This is a genomic window from Pseudohaemophilus parahaemolyticus (genome assembly GCF_938021905.1).
GTDB lineage: Bacteria > Pseudomonadota > Gammaproteobacteria > Enterobacterales > Pasteurellaceae > Haemophilus_A > Haemophilus_A parahaemolyticus_B.
The window spans coordinates 1-10,243 of sequence record NZ_CALIFA010000082.1 but is presented as its reverse complement, the minus strand read 5'-3'; the positions used below and the strand labels follow the sequence as shown (position 1 = coordinate 10,243).

The 10,243-nt window shown below is 40.5% G+C and carries 14 protein-coding genes; 1 reads left to right on the top strand and 13 read right to left on the bottom strand.

All coding sequences use genetic code 11. The features are described from left to right. Positions 1 to 196 precede the first annotated feature (196 nt). From lldD to QMF79_RS09300, 4 genes are all read right to left on the bottom strand, one after another. Positions 197 to 1,342, bottom strand: coding sequence for an FMN-dependent L-lactate dehydrogenase LldD (lldD, locus tag QMF79_RS09315; RefSeq protein ID WP_111313283.1), 1,146 nt, complete (start codon positions 1,340 to 1,342; stop codon positions 197 to 199). Between the two features lie 552 nt (positions 1,343 to 1,894). Continuing rightward, entirely contained in the window at positions 1,895 to 2,053 is a 159-nt protein-coding gene (locus QMF79_RS09310) for a hypothetical protein (protein ID WP_181874561.1), read from the bottom strand. 20 nt (positions 2,054 to 2,073) lie between these two features. Then, on the bottom strand, positions 2,074 to 2,226 hold the full coding sequence (locus QMF79_RS09305; protein WP_281773625.1) for a hypothetical protein: 153 nt from the start codon (positions 2,224 to 2,226) through the stop codon (positions 2,074 to 2,076). 8 nt (positions 2,227 to 2,234) lie between these two features. After that, positions 2,235 to 2,453: a hypothetical protein gene (locus QMF79_RS09300; protein ID WP_111313284.1), complete on the bottom strand. Its 219-nt coding sequence runs from the start codon at positions 2,451 to 2,453 to the stop codon at positions 2,235 to 2,237. Positions 2,454 to 2,580: 127 nt separating this feature from the next. Between QMF79_RS09300 and QMF79_RS09295 the strand changes: the two genes are divergently transcribed. Beyond that, a complete protein-coding gene (locus QMF79_RS09295) occupies positions 2,581 to 2,970 on the top strand; it encodes a helix-turn-helix domain-containing protein (protein WP_040218424.1) in 390 nt (129 codons plus the stop codon). Between the two features lie 157 nt (positions 2,971 to 3,127). On the opposite strand, the gene QMF79_RS09290 is transcribed toward QMF79_RS09295, so the two are convergent. From QMF79_RS09290 to QMF79_RS09250, 9 genes are all read right to left on the bottom strand, one after another. Then, positions 3,128 to 3,547, bottom strand: coding sequence for a F0F1 ATP synthase subunit epsilon (locus QMF79_RS09290; protein WP_281773624.1), 420 nt, complete (start codon positions 3,545 to 3,547; stop codon positions 3,128 to 3,130). Between the two features lie 51 nt (positions 3,548 to 3,598). Then, positions 3,599 to 4,972, bottom strand: a complete 1,374-nt coding sequence (atpD, locus tag QMF79_RS09285) for a F0F1 ATP synthase subunit beta (protein WP_040218425.1) — start codon at positions 4,970 to 4,972, stop codon at positions 3,599 to 3,601. A gap of 19 nt (positions 4,973 to 4,991) precedes the next feature. After that, positions 4,992 to 5,858 (bottom strand): F0F1 ATP synthase subunit gamma, encoded by an 867-nt coding sequence (gene atpG, locus QMF79_RS09280; RefSeq protein WP_111313286.1) that lies wholly within the window; start codon positions 5,856 to 5,858, stop codon positions 4,992 to 4,994. Positions 5,859 to 5,880: 22 nt separating this feature from the next. Next, on the bottom strand, positions 5,881 to 7,422 hold the full coding sequence (gene atpA, locus QMF79_RS09275; protein ID WP_281773623.1) for a F0F1 ATP synthase subunit alpha: 1,542 nt from the start codon (positions 7,420 to 7,422) through the stop codon (positions 5,881 to 5,883). Positions 7,423 to 7,434: 12 nt separating this feature from the next. Continuing rightward, on the bottom strand, positions 7,435 to 7,968 hold the full coding sequence (atpH, locus tag QMF79_RS09270) for a F0F1 ATP synthase subunit delta (RefSeq protein ID WP_115608275.1): 534 nt from the start codon (positions 7,966 to 7,968) through the stop codon (positions 7,435 to 7,437). A gap of 13 nt (positions 7,969 to 7,981) precedes the next feature. Continuing rightward, positions 7,982 to 8,452, bottom strand: coding sequence for a F0F1 ATP synthase subunit B (atpF, locus tag QMF79_RS09265; RefSeq protein ID WP_281773622.1), 471 nt, complete (start codon positions 8,450 to 8,452; stop codon positions 7,982 to 7,984). Positions 8,453 to 8,510: 58 nt separating this feature from the next. Next, entirely contained in the window at positions 8,511 to 8,765 is a 255-nt protein-coding gene (gene atpE / locus QMF79_RS09260) for a F0F1 ATP synthase subunit C (RefSeq protein WP_005706613.1), read from the bottom strand. Positions 8,766 to 8,889: 124 nt separating this feature from the next. Beyond that, a complete protein-coding gene (gene atpB, locus QMF79_RS09255) occupies positions 8,890 to 9,687 on the bottom strand; it encodes a F0F1 ATP synthase subunit A (RefSeq protein WP_040218428.1) in 798 nt (265 codons plus the stop codon). A gap of 27 nt (positions 9,688 to 9,714) precedes the next feature. Then, positions 9,715 to 10,095, bottom strand: coding sequence for an ATP synthase subunit I (locus QMF79_RS09250; RefSeq protein WP_281773621.1), 381 nt, complete (start codon positions 10,093 to 10,095; stop codon positions 9,715 to 9,717). Between the last annotated feature and the right edge of the window lie 148 nt (positions 10,096 to 10,243).

Below are 10,243 nucleotides of genomic sequence, written 5' to 3'. Positions count from 1 at the left end.
GAAACGACGCACTGCATATCAATCTAAATCATTCACAACAGTGCGTCGTTGTGTGAGGTGCATTATAGAGAAAAATAAAACTCGTGCAAGCACTTTTTGCAAAAAAATTTTAAAAAATTTACCGCTTGTAGAAAATACATACGCAAAACACAAAATTACGCCAACAAGCGGTTTATTTTTCTCCAAGTTTTGTAAATTAGAGTTTACTTAAATCCACTAATGCATCTGGTTTAATATCGGCAATAGTACGATTGCTGGTTAATGTCATCGCTACACGCATTTCTTTTTTGAAAATATCCAACATATTTTCAACACCTTGACGACCTGCTGCACCCAACGCATAAACAAATGCTCGACCTAACATTGTTGCATCTGCCCCCAGTGCTAACATACGCACAACATCTAAACCATTACGAATACCTGAATCAGCAATAATTTTGATGTCCCCTTTCACCGCATCGGCAATCGGCGGTAACGCTCTCGCACTTGAAAGCACACCATCTAATTGACGACCACCGTGGTTAGAAACCACAATACCATCAGCCCCGAAACGCACGGCATCTTTCGCATCTTCTGGATCGAGAATACCTTTAATTACCATAGGACCTTCCCAGAACTCACGAATCCACTCTAAATCCTTCCACGAAATCGACGGATCAAAGTTCTCAGTGAGCCAGCCAATATAATCATCCAAGCCAATTTGTCTACCCATATAAGTCGAAACATTGCCCAATGTGTGCGGTTTGCCTTTAATGCCCACATCATACGCCCAGAATGGGTGAGTAAAACCTTGCAACACACGGCGAATTTCTTTGTAAGGACCGCTCATGCCTGAGTGCATATCACGATAACGAGCCCCAGGAGTTGGCATATCTACGGTAAACACCAAGGTTGAACAGCCCGCTGCTTTCGCACGCTCAAGGGCATTTTTCATAAAGCCGCGATCTTTTAATACATAAAGCTGAAACCACATCGGGCGTTTAATCGCTGGTGCCACTTCCTCAATCGGGCAGATTGATACCGTTGAAAGCGTAAATGGTACGCCTTTGTTATCTGCCGCTTGTGCTGCTTGCACTTCCCCACGACGCGCATACATACCACACGCCCCAACGGGTGCAAGAATAGTTGGCATTGAAAGTTTCTCGCCGAATAATTCAATGCTAGTATCCAACTCCGACATATCTTTCAACACGCGTTGTCTTAATGCGATGTTTTCTAAATCGCTCACATTGCGAGCAAGAGTTTGCTCGGCATAAGAGCCACCATCAGCATAGTGGAACATAAAAGGAGGAACACGGCGGCGTGCCGCTTCACGATAATCGCTGGCTGATGAAATAATCATATTGACCTCTGATAAATAGAATAGTGAAAAATACGGGCTATAGTGTAACACCATTTTAACATTTTGAAATGCAAATTATTCTTATTTTGAGATCTAGATCACGGTTTATTTTTGGAGAATAAAAAAGAAAACCGCCTATAAAGGCGGTTCTATGATAAAATCATTCCCGTGCTATCGGCGACCTAGGTAGAATGCTACCTGACCGTAGCATACTGCTTAGCCGTTTAGTCTTGTAGCACTAAGGGGGTGATTTATGTGAAAACATCAGAAGTTATTGCTCTGACAATTCTAGCTTTATTGCTAGTAGGGGCAATCAGTATAAGAGTATTAGCGATACTGGATTTACTGGTTGCAATGTTTAACTAAATAGCCTAACGGCTAGGAAGGGGATAGGGTCGCAACCTGTCCCCGACCTTCCGATATTGTATGCCCTACCCTATAAAATATCAAGATGAGATATTTCTTAATACAAAAAGATTATTATTGGATAAATGTAACTCCAACCCCAAAGGGATTTCGAGGGTAACTTATTACGCTCAGCAAAACATTAGCTTATCGCCATTGAACAACAATTTGTCCTTTACTCGCATGTTTTTGCTCAATAATTTTTTTCGCTTCACTAATAGATTCAGCTCGCACTTTCTGACTAGTTTGTGTTCTACTTGTACCATCAGCTTTTGCATAAGTATAATGAATATCAAATTCTTGCATAGTTTTACCTCATATTAAAATTAACTTTTTACTACCGCAATCACGCTCCCCATCGGGTACATTGATTTTGCTTTTTGACGAGCCTCACTCACACTATGGGCGAGAATGTTAACCAACATTTTTGAACTATAATCACCTTTCGTTTTGAGAAGAGTAATTCGATAATTAGTCATAACTAATCCTATTTATCAAATTTACTTAATGTTTCTCTAGCTTTAGCTTTTTGCTCATCACTTGCATTAGGATTATTTAAGATTTTTTTAGCTGCCTCAACTGTCATTAAAATCCCAACATTTCCCACACCTTTAACTAAAGCTGCCGTACCATGAAATGCTTTATTCATAAAGCCTTCTTCTTCACGGAATTTTTTAAAACTGCTTGAAAAATCAAAAAATGCCATAGTTTTCTCCTAAAATGGGTTATTTCTTGATTCAAATTGTAATTCAGGCTAAAAAATGCCACAATCAACAAAATGTGAAGATTATCTACCCAGATTTTGTATATATAAATCCAAAAAGTAGTGAACAATGAAAACAAATGAAAAGATCCGTCAGTTAAGAGAAAGTCGTCAATGGACGCAAGAAGAAATGGCAACAAAATTAAGTATGTCAACTAATGGATATGCTAAAATTGAGCGTGGCGATACACGTTCAAACTTGGATAGATTAGAGCAAATTTCAGAAGTTTTTGGCATTGATATCGTTGAATTATTAGCTTATGGAGAAGATGGAAAGATTAACTTAACTAATTCAGCAAATAACAACCATTATTCTTGTATCGCTTTTGGCGATACAGATTTAAAATCAGAAATTCAACGTTTATTGCTTATTATTTCTCATAAAGAAGAAATAATAGAAAGCCAAAAGAAAGAGATTAAGCTATTAGCAGAAATGAATGAACTCTTAAAAAATAAATAGATAAGATTTATTGGTAATGTGTGCGGATTAGTATAATCCACACATTTTTTGCAAATCTCTATAAAAATCCCACCGCTTGCGTGCATAAACTTCGTCCACACCCCCTACAAAAGAAAACCCCAACCGTTTAGTTGGGGTTTGGTTTAATTGGAATAAGTTATCTTCTGCGAGAAAGTTGTGAATTAACGATATCGTAAACACGTAATTTCGCAATTTCACGCGAGAGTTTGGCAGAAAGATCTGCGTTGTTGCTATTGCTGAGTTTTTCTTCGGCTTTGCGTTTAGCAGCTAAGATACGTTGTTGATCGAGCTCTTCACCTCGGATTGCTACGTCTGCAAGGACAGTTACAATCGTGGGTTGCACTTCAAGGAAGCCACCTGATACATAGATGAACTCTTCTTTGCCATCTTCTAACGTATATTTAACCATACCTGGTTTGATGGAGGTAAGAAGTGGAACGTGTCCTGCATAGACACCTAATTCCCCATCAACACCTGTTACGCGAACGCTAACAACTTGCCCTGTGAAGATTTTTTGCTCAGCACTGACGATGTTAAGTTCAAATTGCGTTGCCATATTGTTCTCCTATTTTCCTCTTCGGATGTTCCTAATCGGGTTAGGGAACAATTACATTTTGCTCGCTCTTTCAACTACTTCGTCGATTGAACCTGCCATATAGAACGCTTGTTCTGGGATGTGGTCGAACTCGCCTTCTAAGATGCCTTTAAAGCCACGGATGGTGTCTTTTAATGGTACATATTTACCTGGTGAGCCTGTGAACACTTCTGCCACGAAGAACGGTTGCGATAAGAAACGTTCGATTTTACGCGCACGTGCTACCACAAGTTTATCGTCTTCAGACAATTCATCCATACCAAGAATCGCGATGATATCTTTTAACTCTTTATAACGTTGTAATGTACCTTGTACACCACGCGCCACGTTATAGTGCTCTTCGCCGACCACTAATGGGTCTAATTGGCGTGAAGTTGAGTCTAATGGATCCACTGCTGGGTAGATACCAAGAGAAGCGATGTTACGGCTTAATACTACGGTTGAGTCTAAGTGCGCAAAGGTGGTTGCTGGCGATGGGTCAGTTAAGTCATCGGCAGGAACATAAACCGCTTGCACCGAGGTGATAGAACCTGTTTTGGTTGAGGTAATACGCTCTTGTAACACCCCCATTTCTTCTGCCAAGGTTGGCTGATAACCTACCGCAGATGGCATACGACCAAGAAGTGCTGACACTTCTGTACCTGCTAGGGTATAACGGTAGATGTTATCAACGAAGAATAATACGTCACGACCTTCATCACGGAATTTTTCCGCCATGGTTAAGCCTGTTAAAGCCACGCGCAGACGGTTACCTGGTGGTTCATTCATTTGACCATACACTAACGATACTTTGTCTAATACGTTAGAGTCTGTCATTTCGTGGTAGAAGTCGTTACCTTCACGGGTACGTTCACCTACACCAGCAAACACTGAGTAACCAGAGTGTTCGATCGCGATGTTACGGATTAACTCCATCATATTTACGGTTTTACCTACACCCGCACCACCGAACAAACCAACTTTACCACCTTTTGCGAATGGGCAGATTAAGTCGATAACTTTGATACCTGTTTCTAATAATTCAGTGCTGTTTGATTGCTCTTCGTAGCTTGGTGCAGCACGGTGGATCGCCCAACGCGCTTCTTCACCGATAGGACCTTTTTCGTCAATCGGCTCACCCAATACGTTCATAATACGACCAAGGGTTTTGGTTCCCACTGGTACTTCAATTGGGTTGCCTGTGTTTTCGACTTTTAAGCCACGTTTTAAACCATCAGACGTACCTAATGCGATACAACGCACTAAGCCACCGCCTAATTGTTGTTGAACTTCAAGCGTTAAACCTGATTCAACTTTTAATGCATCGTAAACTTTTGGTACTGCATCTTGTGGGAATTCAACGTCAATCACCGCACCGATGATTTGTACAATTTTTCCTGTTGCCATTACCGTTCCTCTTTCACGTTTAAATTGCTGCGGCACCCGCAACAATTTCATTTAATTCATTTGTAATGCTTGCTTGGCGAGCTTTGTTGTACACTAATTGTAATTCGTCAATCAGTGTTCCCGCATTATCTGTTGCGGCTTTCATTGCTACCATTCGAGCGGCTTGTTCTGATGCCAAGTTATCGACGATTGCTTGATATACCTGCGTTTCTACATAACGAACGAGCAAAGTGTCTAACAACACTTGCGGATTCGGCTCATAGAGGTAATCCCACGAACCTTTGCTGTCTAATTCGTCATCGTCTAACTGCGGTAATGGAAGTAATTGTGCAACAACTGGTTTTTGCGACATCGTATTTTCAAAACGGTTATAGGCGATATACACCGCATCAACTTCACCTTCACGGTAAGCGTTGATCATACCATTTACTAAGCCTACGATATTTTCCATTTCTGGTTTATCGCCTAAGCCTGTAACTTGTGCTTTAATGTTTAAGCCAATGTTTTGGAAAAAACCGACACCTTTTGAACCAACAATGCCTAGCTCGACACTTACGTCTTTATCTTTCCACGCTTTAAACTCATTTAAAGTGGCTTTAAATAAGTTGATATTCAGACCGCCACATAAGCCACGGTCTGTTGAAACGATTAAATAACCGACTTTCTTAATCTCACGAGGGGTTAAAAACGGGTGCTGATAACCAATGTTACCTTTCGCAATATGGCTGATCACCTTACGAATCGTTTCAGAATAAGGGCGACTTGCTGCCATACGCTCTTGCGTTTTACGCATTTTAGAGGTTGCCACCATTTCCATTGCTTTCGTAATTTTTTGCGTATTACGAACACTCGCAATTTTGGTTCTTATCTCTTTAGCACCTGCCATAATTTTTCTCCGCTAACTGTGATTACCACGCACCGTTTTGTTTGAAGTTTTCAACAATGGCTTTTAATTGATCTTTGATTGCGTCATTGTAATCGCCAGATTTTGCTAAATCCTTCATAAAATCAGCGTGGTTGCTATTAGCGTAAGCTAATAAAGCGGATTCAAATGAACCGATACGTTCTAACTCAACATCATCCAAGTAGCCAAATTCTGCCGCGAATAACACTAACGCTTGTTCACTCACTGGCATTGGGGCGAATTGTTTTTGTTTTAACAATTCAGTCACTTTTTGACCGTGTGAAAGCTGTTTGCGTGTTGCGTCATCTAAGTCTGAAGCAAATTGTGCGAACGCCGCCAATTCACGGTATTGTGCCAATGCAGTACGGATACCACCTGATAATTTTTTGATCGCTTTCGTTTGTGCCGCAGAACCTACACGAGAAACCGAGATACCTGGGTTTACCGCTGGGCGGATACCAGAGTTAAATAGGCTTGACTCTAAGAAGATCTGACCATCGGTAATCGAAATTACGTTGGTTGGAACGAACGCAGAAACGTCACCCGCTTGGGTTTCGATAATTGGTAACGCGGTTAATGAACCTGTTTGACCTTTTACTGCACCGTTAGTGTAACGTTCAACATAGTCTGCATTTACGCGTGCTGCACGCTCAAGTAAACGAGAGTGGAGGTAGAATACGTCCCCTGGGAACGCTTCACGACCTGGCGGACGACGTAATAACAATGAAATTTGACGGTAAGCGACCGCTTGTTTTGATAAATCATCGTACACGATTAACGCATCTTCACCGCGATCACGGAAGTATTCACCCATTGCACAACCAGAGTATGGCGCAAGGTATTGCAATGCCGCTGATTCTGATGCTGAAGCCACAACTACGATAGTGTTCGCTAACGCACCGTGCTCTTCTAATTTGCGCACCACGTTTGCGATAGTTGACGCTTTTTGACCGATTGCCACATAGATACATTTAATGCCTGAATCTTTTTGTGCAATGATCGCATCAATTGCTAATGCGGTTTTACCTGTTTGACGGTCACCGATGATCAACTCACGCTGACCACGACCGATTGGAACCATTGAGTCCACGGCTTTATAACCTGTCTGGACTGGTTGATCTACCGATTGACGGTCGATTACACCTGGTGCAATCACTTCAACGGGTGAGAAACCATCGTGTTCTACTTCGCCTTTACCATCAATTGGCTGACCTAAAGTGTTTACTACACGACCTAATAAACCGCGACCTACTGGTACTTCTAAGATACGACCTGTACATTTTACGGTCATACCTTCTGCTAAGTCTGCATAAGGTCCCATTACTACCGCACCCACTGAATCACGTTCTAAGTTCAATGCGATAGCGTAGCGACCACCTGGTAATTCGATCATTTCACCTTGCATCACATCTGCAAGACCGTGAATACGAATAATACCATCGCTTACTGAAACGATTGTCCCTGTGCTTTGAGCATCACTCGCCACGTTAAACTGGGCAATTCGTTTTTTAATCAATTCACTAATTTCAGTTGAATTTAGTTGCATTTTTTATTCCTCTTACAAGCTCAACGCTTGGCTTAATCGTTCTAACTGACCACGGCTACTGCCATCAATCACGACATCATCATATTGGATGACAACGCCCGCAATTAACGATGTATCAATTTGGCTCGTTAAACGCACTTTCTGACCTAAGCGTTTCTCCATCGCTTTTGCGATTTTATCGGTTTGTGCTTGACTTAATTCGGTTGCTGAAACCACTAAAACGTCTTTTACTGCTTCATGTTCTGCACGCAATGCAAGATATTGTGCATAAACGGTTGGTAAAACAGCTAAACGTCTGTTTTCAGCCATCACACGAATGAAATTTTGCCCATATTGGTCAAGTTGGTCGCCGCAGATATTGCAAAAGAAATCTGCAATTTGACCGCTTGCAAGTGCACCGCTGATGTATTCTTCCACCTGCTCATTTTCAGCAACAAGGGCTGAAAACTGTAGCATTGCTTGCCATTTATCCAACTGACCTTGCTCTAAAGCAAAATCAAAAGCTGCTTTAGCGTAGGGGCGAGCTACTGTACTGAATTCTGACATCTGCCCCACCTTATTATAGTTCTGCAACTAGCTTATCAATAATGTCATTGTTTGCCGCTTCATCAATAGAACGACCCACAATTTTCTCTGCACCAGCCACTGCCAGTACAGCCACTTTTTGCCGTAACTCTTCTTGAACACGTTTACGTTGGCTTTCTACTTCTTCGTAACCTTGCTCAATAATACGCTGACGTTCTACTTCAGCTTCTGCTTGTACAGATTCCAAAATCTCATTACGTCTTTTCGTTGCTAAATCAATAATTTTTTGAGCTTCTTCTTTAGCTTTAAGGATTTCTTTATCTGCTTCAGCTTTTGAGTCTGCTTGCTCTTGTTTCGCTTTTTCCGCTGATGCCAAAGCGTTAGCAATGTTTGCTTGACGCTCTTCAATCGCTTTAATAAGCGGTGGCCACACATATTTCATACAGAACGCCACAAAAAGGACGAATGCAATAAGTTGACCAATTAGTGTTGCATTTAAGTTCACAACGCCTCCTATAAAGTTAGTTAAATTACCCGAAGGTAACGCCTATTATTTATAGGGATTAGCCTAATAAACCAATGAATGGGTTTGCGAAGATGAATAATAATGCGATACCAACAGCGATCATTGCGATAGCATCTAAAAGACCAGCAACGATGAACATTTTAGTTTGTAAGCTGCTTGCTAACTCAGGTTGACGAGCAGAAGACTCTAAAAATTTGCCACCTAAAAGTGCGAAGCCAATTGCAGTACCAAGTGCTGCGAAAGCTAATAAAATTGATGCACCAATAATAGTTGCTGTGATTACTGATTCCATAATGTTCTCCATTAAAAGATTGAGGAATTAGCCTCTCGGCTAAGGTTTTGTTTAAGTTAAAGAAAAATACAAGCGGTCTAATTTTTGCAAAATTTCACTAAAATTCCACCGCTTATGGGTTCGTTTAATGATCCGCTTTGTTATAAGCGATACTCAAGTAAACAATCGTTAGCATCATAAAGATAAAGGCTTGGAGCGTAATGACCAAAATATGGAAAATTGCCCAAACTAAATGCAATGGAATACCCAATGCTTGCAATGCAAAATTGTCTGCCATATACATTACTGCAATTAAGATGAAGATTAACTCACCTGCATACATATTACCGAATAGACGGAACGCCAATGAAATCGGTTTTGCTAATAATGTTACGCTTTCAAGAATGAAGTTGACAGGAATAAATGCCCAGTGATTAAAAGGATGAAGCGTATATTCTTTTACTAAACCACTAAAACCTTTTGATTTCACTGTATAGAAGAGAATTAAGGCAAACACACAAATTGACATACCCAGTGTTGCACTAATATCTGCCGTTGGTACCGCACGTAAATAGTGAACACCGAACAATCCAGCGAATTGGGGAAGAAAATCAACAGGAACTAAGTCGATGGCATTCATCACAAAAACCCAACAAAAAATAGTTAATGCTAATGCAGCCACTTTATGACGAATATGGTGTGATGCGTGAAGGTTATCTTTTACTAACCCATCCACCCATTCGACCACCATTTCTACAAAACATTGCAACTTACTTGGCACGCCAGTCGTTGCTCTTTTTGCCACTTTGCGAAATACAAATAAGAAAATCAGAGCGGATACGATAGAGAAAAATAACGTATCTAAATGCACATTCCAAAAGCCTTCACCTGTGGTTGCAAACGTAAGGTGGTGACCAATATATTCAGCGGTATTTCCAGCCATAATTTATCCTTGATAAAAATATAAAAACTAGGTTGTATGCCGTTCGAGCACTACGGGTAACACGATATTTAACAGTAATGCCACAAAATAACCAGCAAAGAAAAACAGCACTTTTAACGCAGGAAGTAATATAAAACTCAGAATGATTAACACAATCGCCATCAACCATTTCATTCCCTCGCCCCAGTAGAAAGCGGTCATTTTTTGTTGAACTTTTGCTGATTTAAAGAAAATCCAGTAAACAAACACGCAATGCGGTAAAAAACTTGAAATTGCCCCCGCTAAAAACGAAAAATTAAGCTCGGATTGCATAGTAATCACGGCAAAGAAACTAAAAAAAATAATTGTAGCTTCCCATTTTATCGCTTTAATATAACGCTGTTTGGCTCGATTGATCACAACCGACATTGGCGTTCCTTTTTATTTGGTTTGTTAATTCAGAAAAATCCCCCGAATTATACGCTACCATTGTTGAGTTTCAACAAAAATCATACTAAAAAAGGGGAAGAAAATTGCGTTTTGTTAAAATTTAGTTAAAAAGTTCCTTTTTTAATTT